21 protein-coding genes are annotated in these 18,929 nt (G+C 66.5%); 5 read left to right on the forward strand and 16 right to left on the reverse strand.

The features are described 5' to 3' along the window. Positions 1-6: 6 nt before the first annotated feature. Entirely contained in the window at positions 7-1,191 is a 1,185-nt protein-coding gene (gene smeD, locus ACX9OT_RS01355; RefSeq protein ID WP_032129008.1) for a multidrug efflux RND transporter periplasmic adaptor subunit SmeD, read from the reverse strand. A 227-nt stretch (positions 1,192-1,418) separates the two neighbouring features. Between smeD and smeT the strand changes: the two genes are divergently transcribed. The 3 genes from smeT to ACX9OT_RS01370 are packed head-to-tail and all read left to right on the forward strand — an operon-like array spanning position 1,419 to position 3,612. Beyond that, positions 1,419-2,078 (forward strand): efflux transporter SmeDEF transcriptional repressor SmeT, encoded by a 660-nt coding sequence (gene smeT, locus ACX9OT_RS01360; protein ID WP_032129009.1) that lies wholly within the window; start codon positions 1,419-1,421, stop codon positions 2,076-2,078. After that, the gene (locus tag ACX9OT_RS01365; protein ID WP_049399243.1) at positions 2,075-2,584 is read left to right on the forward strand and encodes a MepB family protein; all 510 of its coding nucleotides are present in this window, start codon (positions 2,075-2,077) and stop codon (positions 2,582-2,584) included. The genes smeT and ACX9OT_RS01365 overlap by 4 nt, the downstream gene beginning before the upstream one ends. A gap of 35 nt (positions 2,585-2,619) precedes the next feature. Beyond that, positions 2,620-3,612 carry a Gfo/Idh/MocA family protein gene (locus tag ACX9OT_RS01370; protein WP_049463227.1) on the forward strand — a complete coding sequence of 331 codons (993 nt, stop codon included), beginning with the start codon at positions 2,620-2,622 and terminating at the stop codon, positions 3,610-3,612. Between the two features lie 54 nt (positions 3,613-3,666). Here ACX9OT_RS01370 and hslU read toward each other — a convergent pair whose 3' ends face one another. From hslU to ACX9OT_RS01415, 9 genes are all read right to left on the reverse strand, one after another. Continuing rightward, a complete protein-coding gene (hslU, locus tag ACX9OT_RS01375; protein ID WP_014038532.1) occupies positions 3,667-5,040 on the reverse strand; it encodes an ATP-dependent protease ATPase subunit HslU in 1,374 nt (457 codons plus the stop codon). Between the two features lie 103 nt (positions 5,041-5,143). Then, positions 5,144-5,695 (reverse strand): ATP-dependent protease subunit HslV, encoded by a 552-nt coding sequence (hslV, locus tag ACX9OT_RS01380; RefSeq protein WP_005411093.1) that lies wholly within the window; start codon positions 5,693-5,695, stop codon positions 5,144-5,146. A 172-nt stretch (positions 5,696-5,867) separates the two neighbouring features. Further along, entirely contained in the window at positions 5,868-6,068 is a 201-nt protein-coding gene (locus ACX9OT_RS01385) for a DUF3079 domain-containing protein (RefSeq protein WP_032129030.1), read from the reverse strand. A 77-nt stretch (positions 6,069-6,145) separates the two neighbouring features. Beyond that, positions 6,146-7,036 carry a tyrosine recombinase XerC gene (gene xerC / locus ACX9OT_RS01390; RefSeq protein WP_049463226.1) on the reverse strand — a complete coding sequence of 297 codons (891 nt, stop codon included), beginning with the start codon at positions 7,034-7,036 and terminating at the stop codon, positions 6,146-6,148. Between the two features lie 13 nt (positions 7,037-7,049). Next, positions 7,050-7,724 carry a DUF484 family protein gene (locus tag ACX9OT_RS01395; protein ID WP_049463225.1) on the reverse strand — a complete coding sequence of 225 codons (675 nt, stop codon included), beginning with the start codon at positions 7,722-7,724 and terminating at the stop codon, positions 7,050-7,052. Beyond that, positions 7,721-8,572, reverse strand: a complete 852-nt coding sequence (gene dapF, locus ACX9OT_RS01400; protein WP_049463224.1) for a diaminopimelate epimerase — start codon at positions 8,570-8,572, stop codon at positions 7,721-7,723. The genes ACX9OT_RS01395 and dapF overlap by 4 nt, the downstream gene beginning before the upstream one ends. Further along, positions 8,565-8,837, reverse strand: coding sequence for an LPS translocon maturation chaperone LptM (gene lptM / locus ACX9OT_RS01405; protein WP_049463223.1), 273 nt, complete (start codon positions 8,835-8,837; stop codon positions 8,565-8,567). The genes dapF and lptM overlap by 8 nt, the downstream gene beginning before the upstream one ends. Positions 8,838-8,906: 69 nt before the next feature. Next, a complete protein-coding gene (locus ACX9OT_RS01410) occupies positions 8,907-9,332 on the reverse strand; it encodes a YbaN family protein (RefSeq protein WP_049463222.1) in 426 nt (141 codons plus the stop codon). 54 nt (positions 9,333-9,386) lie between these two features. Next, positions 9,387-11,498, reverse strand: a complete 2,112-nt coding sequence (locus tag ACX9OT_RS01415) for a S9 family peptidase (protein ID WP_049399231.1) — start codon at positions 11,496-11,498, stop codon at positions 9,387-9,389. Between the two features lie 192 nt (positions 11,499-11,690). Here ACX9OT_RS01415 and ACX9OT_RS01420 point away from each other — a divergent pair, with 192 nt between their 5' ends. Then, a complete protein-coding gene (locus ACX9OT_RS01420) occupies positions 11,691-12,878 on the forward strand; it encodes a pyridoxal phosphate-dependent aminotransferase (protein ID WP_049463221.1) in 1,188 nt (395 codons plus the stop codon). A 136-nt stretch (positions 12,879-13,014) separates the two neighbouring features. On the opposite strand, the gene ACX9OT_RS01425 is transcribed toward ACX9OT_RS01420, so the two are convergent. Then, positions 13,015-15,111 (reverse strand): prolyl oligopeptidase family serine peptidase, encoded by a 2,097-nt coding sequence (locus tag ACX9OT_RS01425; RefSeq protein WP_049463220.1) that lies wholly within the window; start codon positions 15,109-15,111, stop codon positions 13,015-13,017. Positions 15,112-15,180: 69 nt separating this feature from the next. Further along, positions 15,181-15,507 (reverse strand): hypothetical protein, encoded by a 327-nt coding sequence (locus ACX9OT_RS01430; protein WP_049399225.1) that lies wholly within the window; start codon positions 15,505-15,507, stop codon positions 15,181-15,183. 127 nt (positions 15,508-15,634) lie between these two features. Between ACX9OT_RS01430 and ACX9OT_RS01435 the strand changes: the two genes are divergently transcribed. After that, entirely contained in the window at positions 15,635-16,237 is a 603-nt protein-coding gene (locus ACX9OT_RS01435; protein ID WP_010481371.1) for a lipocalin family protein, read from the forward strand. 40 nt (positions 16,238-16,277) lie between these two features. On the opposite strand, the gene ACX9OT_RS01440 is transcribed toward ACX9OT_RS01435, so the two are convergent. The 4 genes from ACX9OT_RS01440 to ACX9OT_RS01455 all read right to left on the reverse strand — a co-directional run bounded on the left by ACX9OT_RS01440 (position 16,278) and on the right by ACX9OT_RS01455 (position 18,815). Next, positions 16,278-16,577: a HigA family addiction module antitoxin gene (locus ACX9OT_RS01440; protein WP_049463234.1), complete on the reverse strand. Its 300-nt coding sequence runs from the start codon at positions 16,575-16,577 to the stop codon at positions 16,278-16,280. A 10-nt stretch (positions 16,578-16,587) separates the two neighbouring features. Further along, on the reverse strand, positions 16,588-16,866 hold the full coding sequence (locus ACX9OT_RS01445) for a type II toxin-antitoxin system RelE/ParE family toxin (RefSeq protein WP_080356578.1): 279 nt from the start codon (positions 16,864-16,866) through the stop codon (positions 16,588-16,590). Between the two features lie 255 nt (positions 16,867-17,121). Beyond that, complete coding sequence (locus ACX9OT_RS01450) at positions 17,122-17,811, reverse strand: methionine ABC transporter permease (RefSeq protein WP_032129021.1); 690 nt, start codon at positions 17,809-17,811, stop codon at positions 17,122-17,124. Further along, a complete protein-coding gene (locus ACX9OT_RS01455; protein WP_049463219.1) occupies positions 17,808-18,815 on the reverse strand; it encodes a methionine ABC transporter ATP-binding protein in 1,008 nt (335 codons plus the stop codon). The genes ACX9OT_RS01450 and ACX9OT_RS01455 overlap by 4 nt, the downstream gene beginning before the upstream one ends. Positions 18,816-18,929 lie beyond the last annotated feature (114 nt).

Genomic DNA, 18,929 nt, shown 5'->3' on the forward strand with positions numbered 1-18,929 from the left:
CTCCGCTTACTTCGCGTCGCCGGCCGGAGCGGCAGGCTGGGCGGCCGCTGCCGGCTTGGCCGGAGCAGCGCCCTTCTCGGTGGCCTTGACCGGCATGCCGGGGCCGATCTTCTGCAGGCCTTCGACAATGACCTTGTCGCCGGCCTTCAGACCGTCCTCGACCAGCCACTTGTCGCCGACCGTGCGGCTGACCTTGACCGGGCGCACTTCGACCTTGTTGTCCTTGTCGACCACCATCGCGGAGGTGTCACCCTTCGGATCGCGGGCGATGCCGGCCATCGGCACCAGCACTGCATCGCTGCGCACACCGCCGCCGATCACCGCGCGCACGTACGTGCCCGGCATCAGCAGGCCATCCGGATTGTCCACCTTCACGCGCAGGCCGAAGCTGCCAGTGGCCGGGTCGACGCTGACTTCGGAGAATTCCAGCGTACCCTTGTGCTCGAAGGTGCTGCCGTCTTCCATCAGGATGCTGACCGGCAGCGTCTGGTTGTCCTGCAGGCGGCCCGCGGCCAGCTCACGACGCAGCTGCAGCAGCTCGGCCGAGGACTGGGTCAGGTCGACATAGATCGGGTCCAGCTGCTGCACGGTGGCCAGTGCATTGGCCTGGCCGGCGCTGACCAGCGCACCCTGGGTGACGCTGGACTTGCCGATGCGGCCGCTGATCGGGGCGGTGATGCGGGCGTAGCCCAGAGTGACGTTGGCCGCATCCAGCGAGGCCTTGGCGGCGCCCACGTCAGCCTCGGCCTGCTTCTGCGCGGCCACCGCGTTTTCCAGGTCCTGCTGGCTGACCGCATCAACCTTGGCCAGCTCGGTGATGCGCTTGGCGCTCAGGCGCGCGGCGTTGGCGGTGGCCTCGGCACGCGCCAGCTGCGCACGGGCACTGTTGGCCTGTGCGCGGTAGCTGGCGTCCTCGATCTGGTATAGCGGCTCGCCGGCCTTGACCATGCCGCCCTCGGTGAACAGGCGCTTGGCGACGATGCCGTTGACCTGCGGACGCACTTCGGCGACCAGGAAGGCGTTGGTACGGCCCGGCAGCTCGCGGGTCAGGCCCACGGTCTCGGACTTCAGCGTGACCACTGTGACGTCACCCGGGCCCTGTTCGGGGGCCTGGGGTTGGCCGCCGCAGGCAGCCACGGTCGCGGCGATTGCCAGCGACAGTGCAAAGGGTCGGATTCGGCTCAGCAACATGACGGAAAGGCTCTTGAAGGAAAGGGTCTCAGCCAGCGCTGATACGGCGGACCCTCCACCAGCGAAGGTGAAGACCGTGCGAACAGCGCCCACCCGGGTGGAGTGGGAGCCGGACGGGCCTGCCACGCACACGACGGGAATGATGGGTGCGAAATATACATACATGCTTGTTTGTTTGTAAACCGGTACAATTCAGCCACGTTTCACCCGCACTCGTACCCACACCCATGGCCCGCAAGACCAAAGAGGACACCCAGGCAACCCGGGAAGGCATCCTTGACGCCGCCGAAGCCTGCTTCCATGAACACGGCGTGGCCCGTACCACGCTGGAGATGATCGGTGCCCGCGCCGGCTATACCCGTGGCGCGGTGTACTGGCACTTCAAGAACAAGAGCGAGGTGCTGGCCGCGATCGTCGAACGGGTGCACCTGCCCTTCATGCAGGAACTGGAGCGCACCTCCACCGACCAGCGCGACACACCGGTGCACGACCTGCGCGCAGTGATGATCCACTCGTTCATCGAGCTGTCCGAGGACGAACGCCTGCGCAAGACCATGGAGATCATGCTGCGCAGCGACGCCTCGGCCGATACCAAGGTGCTGACCGAAATGCAGCAGGCCGGCTTCCGCGACGCGCTGGACCGGATGGAGCGCGCCCTGCGCCGGGCCCAGGACCTGGGCCAGCTGCGCGAAGGCGCGGACCCGAAGATCGCCGCGCGCATGCTGCACGCCACTGTGCTGGGCGTACTGCATGGCGCGATGGTCGAACCGGAACTGATGGACCTCAAGCGCGACGGCATGCTTGCGCTGGACATGACCCTGGCCGCCTACGTGAAAGAAGGCGTGTTCGTGCCCGGAACGGTGCCCGAGCCGCTGCCGGAAGCATGAGCGGCATTGCTGCCGCCACTGCGGCACTGCACGATCTCTACCTGCCCGCAGGGCTGCAGTTGACCGGACCGATCGTGGCGGAAGCGGAAAGCGCAGAGTACGGTGCCTGCCGCTTTGCCCTTGAGGGTCACAGCATCGTGTTCCGCGTCGCGAAGATCACCCCCACCAAGACCGGCCAGTTCGTAACCCTGTGGAAGCGCCCCGCCCCCGGTTCTGATATCGCTCCATTGGATGCAGCCGATGCTGTGCACTTCGTGGTGATCGCGGTCTTCGACGGAACACAGCGCGGACAGTTCATCTTCAGTCGTGACCTGCTGATCGAGCGCGGCGTGATGTCGCGCGATGGCGAGGGCGGAAAGCGCGCCCTCCGTGTCTATCCGCCGTGGAGCACGCCGACCGCAAAGGACGCGATCCGGACCCGGCAGTGGCAGCTTCGTTGCTTCCTGCCCACCGGTGCCGATGTCTCCGCCTCCGCCGGTGATCGATTACGCTCACTGTTGGGTTGAACCCGGCGGACCTTCCCTTTTCTGGACGCATCGTGATGATCCTGGACAACGTGGTGTGGGGCTTCATCGGCTGTGGCAGCGTCACCGAGAAGAAGAGCGGGCCGGCCCTGGCCAACACGCCGGGCTCACGGGTGGCCGCGGTCATGCGCCGCAATGCGGCATTGGCCGAGGATTATGCGCGGCGCCATGCGATTCCCCGCTGGTACGCGGACGCCGATGCACTCATCGCCGACCCGGAAGTGAACGCGATCTACGTTGCGACGCCGCCCTCCACGCACATGCACTACGCATTGCAGGCGATTGCCGCGGGCAAGCCGGTCTACATCGAAAAGCCGATGGCCATGGATCACGGCGAGTGCCAGCGCATCATTGAAGCCAGCGCGCGCAGTGGCGTGCCGGTGTTCGTGGCCTACTACCGCCGCGCCCTGCCCCGCTTCGCGCAGGTGAAGCGGCTGCTGGACAGCGGCACGATCGGCACGCCGCGCAGCGTGCGCACCACCCTGCACCGGCCGCATTCGGCGAACGCTGCATCGCCGGACTTCTGGCGGACCAACCCGGCGATCGCCGGCGGCGGGCTGTTCGTCGATCTGGGCTCGCACACCCTGGACCTGCTGGATCAACTGCTGGGGCCGCTGAGCGATGTGCGTGGCCTGGCCAGCTCGTTGACCGGCGCCTACGCCGCCGAGGACAGCGTTTCGATGTGCTTCCGCACCGGGACGGGGGCGCACGGCATCGCGCAATGGAGTTTCTGCGCGTTCCGCCGCCAGGATGAAATCGAAATCACCGGCGATCGCGGACAACTGCGCTTTGCCACCTTCGAGGACGTTCCAGTGGTTCTGGAGACGGAAGCGGGCGTGCAGGCGTTCGACATCCCGAACCCGCCGTCGATCCAGCAGCCGTTGATCGCCACTCTGGTGGATGAGCTGCGCGGCAGCGGCCACTCACCATCCAACGGCATCAGCGCCGCCCGCACCAGTGCGGTGATCGACCAGGTGCTGCAGGCCTACCGCACACGGCACTCGCGCTGACTGCCAACGCAAAAGGCCGCCTTTCGGCGGCCTCATGCTTTGCAGCGTCGGGCGTTACAGGATGTAGCGGCTCAGGTCCGGGTCCTGCACCAGCTCACCCAGGTGCGCATCGACGTAAGCGCTGTCGATGGCCAGGGTTTCGCCGTCGCGGTCCGGTGCCTCGTAGCTGAGCGAATCCAACAGGCGCTCCAGTACGGTGTGCAGGCGACGGGCACCGATGTTCTCCTGGCGCTCGTTCACCTGGAAGGCGATCTCGGCCAGACGATCGATGGCGTCGGCAGTGAAGCTGACCTTGACGCCTTCGGTGGCCAGCAGCGCTTCGTACTGCTTGGTCAGCGCGGCCTTCGGCTCGGTCAGGATACGCACGAAATCACCCTTGCTCAGCGCACCCAGCTCCACGCGGATCGGGAAGCGGCCCTGCAGCTCCGGAATCAGATCGCTGGGCTTGGCCAGGTGGAACGCACCCGAAGCAATGAACAGGATGTGATCGGTCTTGATCGTGCCGTACTTGGTGGACACGTTGGAGCCTTCCACCAGCGGCAGCAGGTCGCGCTGCACGCCTTCGCGCGAGACGTCGCCACCACCCACGTTGTCACCACGCTTGGCAACCTTGTCGATCTCGTCGATGAAGACGATGCCGTGCTGCTCGCAGGCCTCGATCGCGGCAGTGCGGATGTCGTCCTCGTTGACCAGCTTGCCGGCTTCTTCCTCGATCAGCAGCGGACGCGCGGCCTTGATGGTCAGCGTGCGCTTGTGCGCCTTGGCGCCGCCGCCGAGGTTGGCGAACATCGACTTCAGCTGCTGGCCCATTTCCTCCATGCCCGGCGGGGTCATGATGTCCATGCTGACGTTGGCAGCCAGGTCGAGCTCGATCTCGCGTTCGTCCAGCTCACCGTTGCGCAGCATCTTGCGGAACTTGATGCGGGTCTCGTTGTCCTGCGCCGACGGCTCGTTGCGGGCGACTTCCGGATCGAAACCGATGCCACCGCTGCGGCGCGGCAGCAGCGCATCGAGGATGCGGTCTTCGGCGCGTTCTTCGGCCTGGGTACGCACGCGCACCTTGGCCTGTTCGCGGTACAGCTTGACCGCGGTATCGGCCAGGTCGCGGATGATCTGCTCGACGTCCTTGCCGACGTAGCCGACTTCGGTGAAGCGGGTGGCTTCAACCTTGACGAACGGCGCGTTGGCCAGGGTGGCCAGTCGACGCGCGATCTCGGTCTTGCCGACGCCGGTCGGGCCGATCATCAGGATGTTCTTCGGCATCACTTCATTGCGCAGCTCGGGCACCAGCTGCATGCGGCGCCAGCGGTTGCGCAGGGCAATGGCCACGGCGCGCTTGGCGTCGTGCTGGCCCACGATATGCCGGTCCAGTTCCTGCACGATCTCGCGCGGGGTCATGGTGGCGGAGGAAACTTCGATCTTCGACATGGATGTGCTCACGGATTCATTGTCGGTAGTGCCGGCCACTGGCCGGCAACCAGGCACGCGTGCGGGGGATCATGAGGTTGCCGGCCAGCGGCCGGCACGCCCCTCACAGCTCCTCGACCACCACGTTGCGGTTGGTGTAGATGCAGATGTCGCCGGCAATGCCGATCGCTTCGCTGGCAATGGTGCGCGCATCCAGTTCGGTGTGCGCCATCAGTGCGCGCGCGGCCGACAGTGCATAGGAACCACCGGAACCGATTGCGATGATGCCGTCCTCCGGCTCGATCACATCACCGGTGCCGCTGATGATCAGCGAGGTTTCCTTGTCGGCCACTGCCAGCAGGGCCTCGAGCTTGCCGAGGCGGCGCTCGGTGCGCCAATCCTTGGCCAGTTCGACCGCAGCGCGCTGCAGCTGGCCGTGCTTTTCCAGCTTGGCCTCGAACAGCTCGAACAGGGTGAAGGCATCGGCGGCGGCACCGGCGAAGCCGGCCAGCACCTGGCCATCACGTCCGAGACGGCGCACCTTGCGTGCATTGCCCTTCATCACGGTGTGGCCCAGCGTGACCTGGCCGTCGCCGGCAATGGCCACGTGCTCGCCGCGACGGACGCAGACGATGGTGGTGGCGTGGAAAACGTTGGGATTCTGACTGGGGTCCATGCGGCCTCCGATAGCTGTTCACGGGACATGGGGACAGCGCCGGGTGCGATCAAGCCTGCGCGGATGGCTGCCGTTCAGCGCTTGGTGGCGCCCCATGGGAAGAGGGCGCCCTTTTAACGAGCGCATCGCAATGCGCGCGGACCCCGCCGCCCGAACGTGGAACGCCTGCCGTTCAGCGCTTGGCCTGCGATGGCCGGTCCGGATTGGGCTCGATGCCCCAGGCGAGGTACCAGTCTTCACCCTGCGTCTCGATCGGATGCTGGGTGCGGCCGGAGCCATTGCCGCAGGCCAGGGCGTCAGCCGCGCAGTAGCGGTCGCAGCCCCAGCAGATGCGCTCGGGGTGTTTGGGATGCAACGGTATGGGCTTCGCCATGGTGGCGGTGTCCTCGTGGCCTGCGGCCACGATGCGCCGGTAGCGCCCGCCCTGCCCTGATCCAGATCAAGGACGGTTTATTCAGCCTTGTCGTCCTTGCTGCGGCGCTTCGCACGTGGATGCGCGGCGTCGTAGACCTTGGCCAGGTGCTGGAAATCAAGGTGGGTGTAGATCTGCGTGGTGGCGATGTCGGCATGGCCAAGCAGTTCCTGCACGCCACGCAGGTCACCGGACGATTCCAGGATGTGGCTGGCGAAACTGTGCCGCAGCATGTGCGGGTGCACGTGCTTGAACAGGCCCTGGCGCTGCGCCAGCTGGCGGATGCGGATCTGCACCGCGCGTTGGCTGATCGGCCCGTTGCGGCCGGGAAACACCGGCGAGGCCGGGCCGCCCCCGCTTTCCGCACGCCACGCCTGCAGCGCTTCGCGTGCAGGCCGGCCGAACGGCACGCGGCGCTGGCGATTGCCCTTGCCCATCACGTTGACCAGGCCGCTGTCGAAATCCAGGTCGCGCCAGGTCAGCGCGCAGACTTCGCTCAGGCGCAGGCCAGAGGAATAGAACAGTTCCAGCAGCGCGCGGTCACGGCGGCCGAGCTCACCTTCCGGTTCCAGCTCGACCAGCTGCACGGCTTCGTCGGCGTCAAGCACCTGCGGCAACCGGCGCGGTGCGCGTGGCGCCTTCAGCGTCGCCGCCGGGCTGACCTCGATGCGTCCATGCTTCAACAGCCAGGCGTAGAAGCTGCGGCAGGCCGACAAGCGGCGCTGCAGGCTTTTGGGTGACAGGCCTCTGCGGTGCTCATCGGCAACGAACTGGCGCAGCGCCTCGGCATCGAGTGCGTCCACCGCAACACCGCGCGGCTCGGCCCAGACCGACAACGCGTCCAGGTCACGGCGGTAGGCATCGAGCGTATGCGCCGACATCCGCCGCTCTACCTGCAGATGCTGCAGGAAGGCCTGTACCGCGCTCATCGTCGTATCCTGCTCAGCCCGGGAAGCGCTTCAGGCCGGTGGCCAACGCATCGCCCATCATGCGCAGGAACAGCGTGCCCATGCCCGGGTAGAAGCGGTTCGGGTCGTGGCTGCCCACAGCAATCAGGCCCACGCCCGGCAACGGCAACAGCGCGGTGGTCTGCACTTCTTCGCTGCGCACGCCATACAGCACGGCGTTCTTTTCCGGCTGCAGGCGGCCGCAGATCGGCTCGCCGTCGTTCAGACAATCGCGGAACGGGCCCAGCTGCGCATCATCGGCAGCAATCACCTGCAGCCAGTCGGCCTGCTCCAGCCCGGCCACCGGCGCGTGCACCACCAATCGCACCAGGTCGCCGGCGAAATCTTCCTGCAGCGAGGCTGCCATCGCACGCAGGGTGTCGGCGGCGTTGTCCTGCTTCATCAGCGCCAGGGTCAGCTGATGCGTGCGCACTGCCAGGCGTTCATTGACCTGGGCGGTGGCACCCAGATCGGCCAACCGTCGTGCCAGCTCGCGGTTCTTCTCGCGCAGCACTTCCAGCTGGTAGCTGGCCAGCGACGCGGTCGGGCCGTCGTCGCGTGGCACCACCAGGGTCAGGGCCAGGTCCGGGAACTGCTTGAGGAAGCCGGGATGTCGCCGCAACCACGCAGCGACTTCATGGGCCCCGAGCTTGTCGACGGTTTCGGTCATGCGATCCACTCCCCTTCGAAGACGAATGCGGTCGGGCCGGCCATCACCACCGGCTGGCCATCGCCCGGCCACTGGATGCGCAGGTCACCCCCGGGCAGGCTGATGCGCGCGTCGCGCTGCAGGCGGCCACGCTGCATCAGGGTCACCGCCGCGGCACAGGCACCACTGCCACAGGCCAGGGTTTCACCGACGCCGCGCTCGAACACGCGCAGGCGTGCATGCGCCGGGCTCATCACCTGGGCAAAACCCACATTCACCGAGCGCGGGAACGAGGCATGCTGCTGCAGCAGCGAACCGACGCGCTCGACGGGTGCTGCATCGATCAGGCCCACTTCGATCACCGCATGCGGATTGCCCATCGACACCGCGGCGAAGCGTACGCTCTCGCCCTGCAGCGGCAGCAGGTACTCCTCGCGTGCGTGGGCGAAGCCCACCAGCGGCACGTTGACCGGCTCGAACGCAGGCACGCCCATCGTCACCGCAAACTGCCCCTCGCCCAGTACCTTCACTTCGTGGCTGGCCAGCGGGCTGTCGATGACGAATGCATCGCCCTGCGCGCTGCCCTCGCGCACCAGCCAGGCCGCGATGCAGCGCGCGCCATTGCCGCACTGCTCGGAATTGGAACCGTCGGCATTCCAGATGCGGTACGACGCCACCGAGCCTTCCGCGCGCGGCGCTTCGATAGTCAGGATCTGATCGCAGCCGACGCCGGTGTGGCGGTCGGCCAGGCGCGCGGCCAGTTCAGGCGTGGGCGGCGCAGTGCCGTCACGCAGGTCGATCACTACGAAATCATTGCCCGCGCCATGCATCTTGCTGAAGCGCAGCGCCTTGGAACCGGCCTTACTCATTCCCGCCGCCCACCTTCTTCGCAGGTGCAGGCGCCGGTTGCGTGGTCGGTGCAGCCGGGTCCACGGTCGTGGCCGGGGTGGCGCTGCCTTCGGTCTGCGCCGGGGTCGCTTCGGTAGCGGGCTCGGCAACCGGTTCGACGGTTTCTTCCACCGGCACCGGCTTCTGCGGCAGTACCAGCGGGCCCTTGTTGCCGCAGGCGGCGAGGAGCAGCAGCGAGGCCGCTGCCAGCGGAATCAGGATGGCGTTTCGATGGGGGATCTTCATGCCCCGAGTATAGCCATTGGCGGCTGAGCGGTTGGTGCAGGGAACCGGGGTGCCGGCCAGCGGCCGGCACTACCGCTCCGGTGGCGGCAGCGGCCGGGTCCACAGCCAGATCGCCACCACGGTCATGCTGCCGATCGAAAACCACTTCACCCAGGCGATCGGCACGCACCACAGCATGATGCCGGCGCACACTGCCATGGTGATCGTGGCCATCCACTTGCCGTAGCGGCTGACCGCCCCGTGTGCCTGCCAGTTGGCAATGGCCGGGCCGAAGCGCGGGTGCTGCAGCAGCCAGTTGTGCAGGCGCTCGGAACCACGCGAGGCAGCCCAGGCCGAGATCAGGATGAATACGGTGGTGGGAAGGCCCGGCACGAAGATGCCGACGATACCGGTGCCCAGGCTGACGTAGGCCAGCAGCCACCACGCCCAGCGGAAACGCACCACGCGCGGTGGCGTGGCAGCATCGCGGGATGCGGAGGGGTCGGGCTGGCTCATGGCCGCAAGGATACCGGTTCGGGATGCCAGGCAACGCCCGGCACCCCTGCACCATTACGGCTGGGCGATGCCCAGCTGCTGCAGCACGAACGCGTACGACTCGGACAGTTCACGGTAGCGCTGGAAGCGCCCCGACTTGCCGCCGTGGCCGGCTTCCATGTTGGTGCGGAACAGGATCGGGTAATGGCCGGTGTTGTCGTCACGCAGCTTGGCCACCCACTTGGCCGGCTCCCAGTACTGCACCTGCGAATCCCACAGGCCGGTGCCCACGAACAGCGCCGGGTACGCCTGCTGCTTCACGTTGTCGTAGGGCGAGTAGGACAGCATGTAGTCGTAATACTGCTTCTGCTCGGGGTTGCCCCACTCGTCGTATTCGTTGGTGGTCAGCGGAATGGTCGGGTCGAGCATGGTGGTGACCACGTCGACAAACGGTACCTGCGCCACCATCACCCGGTAGTCCTGCGGCGCCTGGTTGGCCACGGCGCCCATCAGCAGGCCACCGGCGCTGCCGCCGGACGCGGCGACGCGATCCTTCGCCGCCCAGCCCTGTGCGACCAGGCCGCGGGTGACGTCGATGAAGTCGTTGAAGGTGTTCTGCTTGTGCAGCAGTTTGCCGTTCTCGTACCAGTCGCGGCCCATCTCCTGGCCGCCACGGATATGGGCGATGGCATACACCACGCCACGATCGAGCAGGCTCACCGCGGTCTGGTTGAAGTACGGATCCATCGACATGCCGTAGCTGCCATAGGCGTACTGGAACAGCGCGCCCTTGCCGTCCTTCTGGTAGCCCTTGCGGTAGACCAGCGACACCGGCACCTTCACGCCATCGCGTGCGGTGATCCAGACACGATCGGTTTCGTACTTCGACGCGTCATAGCCGATCACCGGCTGCACCTTCAGCTGGCGGCGCTCACCGGTGGCGGTGTTCAGCTCGAACACGGTGGTCGGGGTGGTCATCGAGGTGTAGACGTAGCGCAGCCACGGCGTATCGGCCTCGGTGTTGTCGCCCAGGCCCATCGAATACGCCGGCTCATCGGCCTTCACGTAGTCGCTGCGGCCATCCTTGAACAGCAGGCGGATGCGTTCCAGGCCCTCGGAACGTTCGGCGATGGCGGTGTACGCATCGAACAGCTCGAAGCCTTCGATGAACACCGCATCGTCATGCGCGATCCAGTCCTTCCACTGTGCGCGCGAGGTCGCATCGGTCGGTGCGGTGACCAGCTTGAAATTCTTCGCACCGTCGTTGGTGCGGATCACCCAGCGGCCGTCGTAGTGGTCAGCGTCGTACTCCACATCGCGCTGGCGCGGCGCCAGTACGGTGAACGTGGTCGGGTCGCTGGCCGGCGCGTAGCGCTCTTCCGAGGACACGGTGCTGTGCACGCCGATGGTGATGAAGCGATCGTCGCGGGTGCGGCCGATGCCCATGTAGAAGCTGTCGTCCTTCTCTTCGTAGACGACGGTGTCGGCGCTGGCCGGGGTGCCCAGCACGTGCTTCTTCACGCGCACGGTCAGCAGAGTTTCCGGATCGTTCTCGACATACAGCACGGTGCGGTTGTCGTCGGCCCAGACCAGGTCGCCGGAGCTGCCGGTGATCACATCAGGCAGCACCTTGCCGGTGGCCAGGTCCTTGAAGCGGATGGTGTACTGGCGGCGACCGACGTCATCATCGGCCCAGGCCAGCAGCTGGTTGTCCTGGCTGACTTCCATCGAGCCGACGCTGAAGTAGCCCTTGCCGGCGGCCATCGTGTTGACGTCCAGCAGGATTTCCTCGGCGGCATCCATGCCGCCCTTGCGGCGTGCGTGGATCGGGTAGTCCTGGCCGGTCTCGAAGCGGCTGTAGTACCAGTAGCCACGCTCGCGCGCCGGCACGCTGGAATCGTCCTGCTTGATGCGGCCGACGATCTCCTTGTACAGGGTGTCTTCCAGCGGCTTCAACGGCGCCAGCAACTGGTCGGCATAGGCATTCTCGGCCTGCAGGTAGGCCAGCATGTCCTTGTTCTCGCGCTTGTCGTCGCGCAGCCAGTAATAGTCGTCGTTGCGGGTCGCGCCGAACGGCGCCTTGACCACATGCGGATGCTTGGCGGCATCCGGCGGAACGGGCGGCGTGGCGGCGGTGGCAGTGGTGGTCATCAGGCTCGCAAGCAACAGGCAGAGGGTGGATTTCATGAGATAAGGCTCCTTGAGCCGCAATGCAATGGCGTCCTTGTGCTCGAGTCTGGGTTGCAGGAGGGTTGCGGGCAACCCTGCGGATGGTCATGGGTCGTGCTGGCCGCTGGCCGGCAACCTCGGGATAAACAGAGGCGGGTGGTTGCCGGCCAGCGACCGGCACTACCAGGACGCGCGGCGTACCATGGGCACATGAGTACCCTGCCCCACACGCCGGGCTACAGCCGGCGCAGCCATGAAATCGCTCCGTTCCACGTGATGTCCCTGCTGGCCCGCGCGCAGGCGCTGGAACAGGCGGGCCACGATGTGATCCATCTGGAAATCGGCGAACCGGACTTCACCACGGCCGAACCGGTCGTGCGTGCCGGCCAGGCCGCATTGGCCGCCGGCCATACCCGCTACACCGCCGCACGTGGCCTGCCGGCCCTGCGCCAGGCGATCAGTGGCTTCTATCGCAGCCACTACGGGCTGGATATCGATCCCGAACGCATCCTGGTCACTCCCGGCGGCTCCGGTGCGCTGCTGCTGGCCAGCAGCCTGCTGGTCGACCCCGGCCGCCACTGGCTGCTGGCCGACCCCGGCTACCCCTGCAACCGTCATTTCCTGCGCCTGGTGGAAGGCGGTGCACAGCTGGTGCCGGTCGGCCCGGACACCGCCTACCAGCTCACACCGTCGCTGGTGGAACAGCACTGGAATGCCGACAGCGTCGGCGCACTGGTGGCCTCCCCCGCCAATCCGACCGGCACCGTGCTGTCCGCCGACGAACTGGCGGCACTGTCGCAGGCCCTGCACGCGCGTGGCGGCCATCTGGTGGTGGACGAGATCTACCACGGCCTGACCTACGGCCTGGATGCACCCAGCGTGCTGCAGGTGGACGACAGCGCGTTCGTGCTGAACAGCTTCTCCAAGTATTTCGGCATGACCGGCTGGCGGCTGGGTTGGCTGGTGGCGCCGCCAGCGGCGGTGCCGGACCTGGAGAAGCTGGCACAGAACCTGTACATCAGCGCGTCGAGCATCGCCCAGCATGCCGCACTTGCCTGCTTCAGCGAGGAATCGATGGCGATCTTCGAACTGCGCCGCGAGGCGTTCCGCCAGCGTCGCGACTATCTGCTGCCGGCGCTGCGCGAGCTTGGTTTCCGCATCGAAGTGGAACCGCAGGGTGCGTTCTACCTGTACGCCGACGTCAGCGCGTTCACTGACGACGCGCAGGCGTTCTGCGCGCACTTCCTGGAAACCGAGCACGTGGCGTTCACCCCGGGGCTGGATTTCGGTTTCCATCGCGCCAACCAGCATGTGCGCCTGGCCTATACCCAGGAAGTGCCGCGGCTGCAGGAGGCGGTGGCGCGGATTGCACGCGGGTTGAAGAGCTTGGGCGCCTGATCGATCTGCGCGAACGGCATCCACGCATGGCGTGGATCTATTGACCCAGCGCACGATACGTAGGGAGATCCACGCCATGCGTGGATACGTGAACCCAACGAAAAACGCCGCCCTGGGGCGGCGTTTTCCGTTCTGCTTATTTACCGCCCAACCGCTCCCACAGGAAGCTGTAGGCCAGCGCCGACATGTGTGCGGCCTGCGCGTTGTTGGCTGCGCCGCCGTGGCCACCTTCGATGTTCTCGTAGTAGGTCACGTCCTTGCCGGCGTCGATCATCTTCGCCGCCATCTTGCGGGCATGGCCCGGGTGCACGCGGTCATCGCGGGTGGAGGTGGTGAACAGCACCGGCGGGTAGTTCTTCTTCTCGTTGAACAGATGGTACGGCGAGAAGGTCTTGATGAACTCCCAGTCGCTGGTATCCGGGTTACCGTACTCGGCCATCCACGAGGCACCGGCCAACAGGTGGCTGTAGCGCTTCATGTCCAGCAGCGGCACCTGCACCACCACTGCACCGAACAGCTCCGGGTACTGGGTCAGCATGTTGCCGGTCAGCAGGCCACCGTTGCTGCCACCCTGCACGCCCAGGTGCTTGGCGCTGGTGATCTTGCGCTTGACCAGATCGCGCGCCACCGCAGCCATGTCTTCATAGGCCTTGTGACGGTTCTGCTTCAGCGCTGCCTGGTGCCAGCGCGGGCCGTACTCGCCACCACCACGGATGTTGGCGACCACGTACACACCGCCCTTCTCCAGCCAGGCGCGGCCCATGCCACCTGAGTAATTCGGGGTCAGCGAGATCTCGAAGCCACCATAGCCGTACAGCAGGGTCGGGTTGGAGCCGTCCAGCTTCATCGCCTTGTCGTGCACCACGAAGTACGGCACGCGGGTGCCGTCCTTGCTGGTGGCGAAGTGCTGCTCGATCACCTTGCCCTTGGCATCGAAGAAGGCCGGCATGGTCTTCAACGTTTCCGGCGCCTGGCCGATCTCGGCCAGAGCCAGCGTGGTCGGGGTCAGGTAGTCGGTGGCGGTCAGCCACACCGCATCGCTGTCGTTGCTGTCCACTGCGCCCACGGCCAGCGTGCCAAAGGCCGGCGCGCCGACGAAGCGGCTGGTCTGCCAGCCATCGGCGCCCGGGGTCAGCACCGACAGGCGGTTCTTGACGTCATCCAGCACGTTCAGCACCAGGTGGCTCTTGGTCCAGGTGGCGCCGGCCAGCGAGGTGGTCGCGGTCGGGGTGAACAGCACCTCGAAGTCGCGCTTGCCGGCCAGGAAGTCGTCCAGCTTCGTCGCCAGCAGCGAACCGGACGCGTAGGTCTTGCCGCCCACGGTCCACGGATCGCGCAGTTCCAGGGTCAGCCACTGCTTGTGCAGGCCCTTCTCGGCCGAATTCGGCGCGTCGATCTTGGTCAGCGTGCCATCGTCGCCACGCAGGTAGAGCTCGTTGTTGTAGAACGCCAGCGTGCGGCTGACCAGGTTGCGCTCGAAGCCCGGGGTGTCATCGTGCATCGCCGCGATGTACATGTCCTCCGGCTTGCCTTCGTACACCACGGTGGCCGAGGTCATCGGCGTGCCGCGCTTCCACAGCTTGGCCACGCGCGGGTAGCCGGAGGTGGTCATCGAGCCCGCACCGAAGTCGGTGTAGACGAACACGGTGTCGCGGTCGACCCAGTTGAGGCCGCCCTTGGACTCTGGACGGAAGAAGCCGTCCTTGATCCAGGTCTTGTTGGCCAGGTCGAACTCACGGGTGACGTCGGCGTCGGCGCCACCGCGCGACAGCGCGATCAGGCAGCGGCTGTAATCCGGGCGCAGGCAATCGGCGCCGTGCCAGACCCAGTTCTCACCCTCGGCCTTGTTCAGCGCATCCAGGTCGAGCACGGTTTCCCACTGCGGCGAGGCCTTGCGGTACTCGGCCAGGGTGGTGCGCCGCCACAGGCCGCGCTCGTGCTGCTGGTCCTTCCAGAAGTTGTAGTAGTAGTCGCCGATCTTCTGCACGCCGGGGATCTTGGCATCGGAGTCGAGCACCTCGCGGATGCTGGTCTCCATCTGCTTGAAGGCCGGGGTCTGCGCCAGGCGCGCCTCGGACTTGGCGTTCTGTTCCTTGACCCAGGTCAGCGGCTTGTCGCCGGTGACGTCTTCGAGCCAGGCGTAGCGATCGGTGTCTTCAGCGGCCACGGCGGTCCCCACCGAGGCAGCGGTCATCATGCCGGCCAGCAGGCAGGCGGAAGCGAGTCGAGACATTGCAGCTCCAGGCAGTCATAAGCCGTGGAACGCTAGCATGGATCGCCGCGGCCGCCCCCGTGTCGAAGGTCAGGCCGCGGCGGTGGAGCCGCGACGGCCTCGCGCCGCCCCGCCGCTACGGCGACGTGCCTGTCCACCGGTACGACGCGCCAGCCGCAGCCACGACAGGCGCGGCAACGGAAAGCGCAGCAACGCCCACCAGGCCACCAGCGGCATGCCCACCAGCCACATGGGTAGCCAGCCCAGCCAGGCACTGCTGCCGCGCGCGGCCGGCCAGACCAGTACCAGCGCCATACCGGCCAGGGCCAGCTGCTGCACGCTGCGCAGCAGGCGCGGGTCGGCACGCTCGAGAATGACGCGTTCAGTTGCAGAGCGGCGGACGGAACGTGCGTTCATGGGGCTTCTCCGGTGGACAATGCAACACAGCATGGGCAACCCCCTTCTCACAGGTTGCGACACCATTGACGGATCGCGTGCACACAGTCGACCATGCGCGTGCAAGCCCACTGGAGCCCGCTCCCGCATGACTTCGATCCGCCCGCTCTGCGCCGCGCTGCTGGCCCTTTCCCTGGCCGGCCCCGCCGTGGCCGCCAGTGAGCCGCCGTCGCCCCGTACCAGCGCCTCTGGTGCGGCTGCCCTGGACGCACCGATCGACCTGAAGCGCTTCATGGGCACCTGGTATGTGATCGGCCGCGTGCCGAACTTCATCGAACGTGGCCATGTCGCCAGCGTCAACGAGTACGAGTTGCGCGACGCGCACAAGGTCGGCATCACCTACCGCTACCGTGATGGCTTCGGCGAACCGCTGCAGGAAGTGCGTGCCCGCGCCAGCGTCGACCCGGACAGTGGCAACCACGGCTGGCGCACCTGGTTCTACCGTGTCGTGCCCACCCATTCGAGGGTGCTGGAAGTAGCGCCGGATTACTCGTGGGCACTGATCGGCTACCCGGGCCGCGAAATGGCCTGGATCTTCTCGCGTACGCCGGACATGGACAAAGCCCTGTACAAGGAGCTGGCCGAGCGCCTGCGTGACGAGTACGGCGTGAACACCGACAAGCTCAAGCGCGTGCCGCAGCACCCGGAGCAGGTCGGCAAGCTGGGCTACGAAGTACCGAACGTGCGTTGACTGGATTGTGGCCGCGGACCTCGGTCCGTGCGCCCCGAATTCACGCTGCCCGCGGCTGTACCCGTCGCTCGATCTCGCTGCGCGTTGGCAATGTCTTGAGGTCGTAGGCCGCCTGCATCGCAAGCCAGGACGCGGCATCCCCACCAAAATGTCGCGCCAGCCGTGCCGCGGTATCGGCCGAAATACTGCGCTCCCCGTGCACGATGGCGTGCAGCCGTGTTGCGGGAACATCCAAGGCCCTTGCCAGCGCGTTCACGCTCAACGCCAGAGGCATCAGGAACTCTTCGCGCAGGATCTCGCCAGGATGGATGGCGCGCATGCCGTTGTGGGGACGCTTCATGGCGGGCACCTCAGTGATAGTCAACAATTTCCACGGCATCGGCACCGTTGTCAGTCCAGGTAAAGCACAGCCGCCACTGGTCATTGATACGCAAGCTGTACTGCCCTCTCCGATCACCTGACAGCGCCTCGAGTCGGTTCCCGGGCGGGCTGCGCAGGAATGCCAACGTCTGTGCCGAGTCGAGCAGCTGCAGCTTGCGCTCGGCAGCCCGCCGGATCGAAAGCCAGGCACGTGGACAGGTTCCTTCAAACAGGGCACGGGTCTGCTTGCAGCGGAATGAACGGATCATTCCGTAAAACGTATTACGTTGAACGGAACATACCAAGGAACGGGGTGTGCTGCCAGTCCCAGTCTGGCGATATCGATTCCTGATGGGTGTGGCGGCTTCCAGAGCCTGGCGCTATGACAGGCACACTGTCGAAGTTCTGCAGGTTCTGCCGGCCAGCGGCCGGCACTGCCATTTCCAGGCAATGAGGTAGAGCCGGCCGCTGGCCGGCTGCCGCGATGCACCGGGCGACGCCGGGGGCAGCGCCCCGGCGCCTCGTCATTTGCGGCTGTAATGCGCGACCAGGCGGTCGCCGAGCATCTGCAGCAGCTGCACCAGAACCAACAGCAAGACCACGGTAACCAGGGCCACGTCGGTGTGCGAACGCTGGTAGCCATCGCGGAACGCCAGGTCACCAAGGCCGCCGGAACCAATCGCGCCGCCCATCGCGGTGAAACCGATCAGCGCCACGGTGGTGACCGTCGCACCGGCGATCAGGCCGGGGCGCGCCTCGGGCAGCAGCACGCGGGTGACCAGCTGCCAGGTGGTGGCACCCATCGACTGGGTCGCTTCGATCACGCCACGGTCCACTTCGCGCAGTGCGGTTTCGACCAGGCGCGCGTAGAACGGCGCGGCACCGATCACCAGCGGCACGATCGCACCGCGTACCCCCAGCGACGTCCCCATCAGGAACAGGGTGACCGGGATCAGCACGATCATCAGGATGATGAAAGGCACCGAGCGCAGCAGGTTCACCACCAGCGCCAGCACGCCGTAGGCGAACGGACGGCGCTTCATCTGCGGCGCGCCGAACAGGTACAGCAGCACGCCCAGCGGCAGGCCGATGGCCAGGGTCAGCGGCAGCGAACCGAGCAGCATCAGCAGGGTGTCGATGGTGGCCTGGCCGATGTCGGCCCACTTGCCCGCATCCAGGTGGCGGAAGAATCCGCCGGCAGTGGCGATGATCATCGACGCAGCTCCTCAACGTGCACGCCGGCAGCCACGAACGCGGCCTGCGCGGCGGACTGGTCACCGCCCACCAGGGCGACCACCAGCTGGCCATACGGGGTGTCCTTGATCCGGTCGATACGGCCGGACAGGATGTTGTAGTCGACCCCGGTCTCCCGCGCGACACTGCCGAGCAGGGGTTCGTAGGTGTCTCCGCCGAGGAAGGTCAGCCGCACGATGCGGCCACCGACGGCATCGAAATCACGATGCAGCGCGCCTTCATCCACGTGCTCCGATTCGCTGACGAAACGGCGCGTGGTCGGGTGCTGCGGATGCAGGAACACCCGGGTGACCGGCCCGGTCTCGACCATCTGGCCGGCGTCGAGCACGGCGACACGGTCGCAGACACGGCGGATCACATCCATCTCGTGGGTGATCAGCACGATGGTCAGGCCCAGCTCGCGATTGATCTTCGACAGCAGCGACAACACCGAGGCGGTGGTCTGCGGGTCCAGCGCACTGGTGGCCTCGTCGCACAGCAGGATCTGCGGGCGTGTCGCCAGCGCACGGGCGATGCCGACGCGCTGCTTCTGCCCACCGGACAGCTGTGCGGGGTACTTCTGCGCGTGCGCCTCCAGGCCCACGGTCTGCAGCAGCTCGGCCACGCGTGCATCGATCTCCGCCTTCGGCGTGCCCGCCAGCTCCAGCGGGAAGGCAACGTTGCCGGCCACCGTGCGCGAAGACAACAGGTTGAAGTGCTGGAAGATCATGCCGATGCGCCGGCGCAGCGCGCGCAGGCCGTCCGCATCCAGTCCGGTGACATCCTCGCCACCGATCAGCAGGCGACCACCGCTGGGCTCTTCCAGGCGGTTGATCATGCGGATCAGGGTCGACTTGCCGGCGCCGGAATGGCCGATGATGCCGAATACCTCACCGGCCTCGATGGTCAGGTCCAGCGGCTGCAGCGCGCTGACTGCGCGGCCGGCAACGGCATAGGATTTGTGCAGGCGCTGGAACTCGATCACGGGCGTGGCTCACCGGCTGGGTGACGGAAGGGGGCGTGCAGCCTACCAGCGCAGGCGGTCGCGCGCCCGCGCCATGGGCCAGAATGTTATTCCTTTTGGTTCTAAGTCGCCCGC

This window comes from Stenotrophomonas genospecies 3 (genome assembly GCF_054473855.1).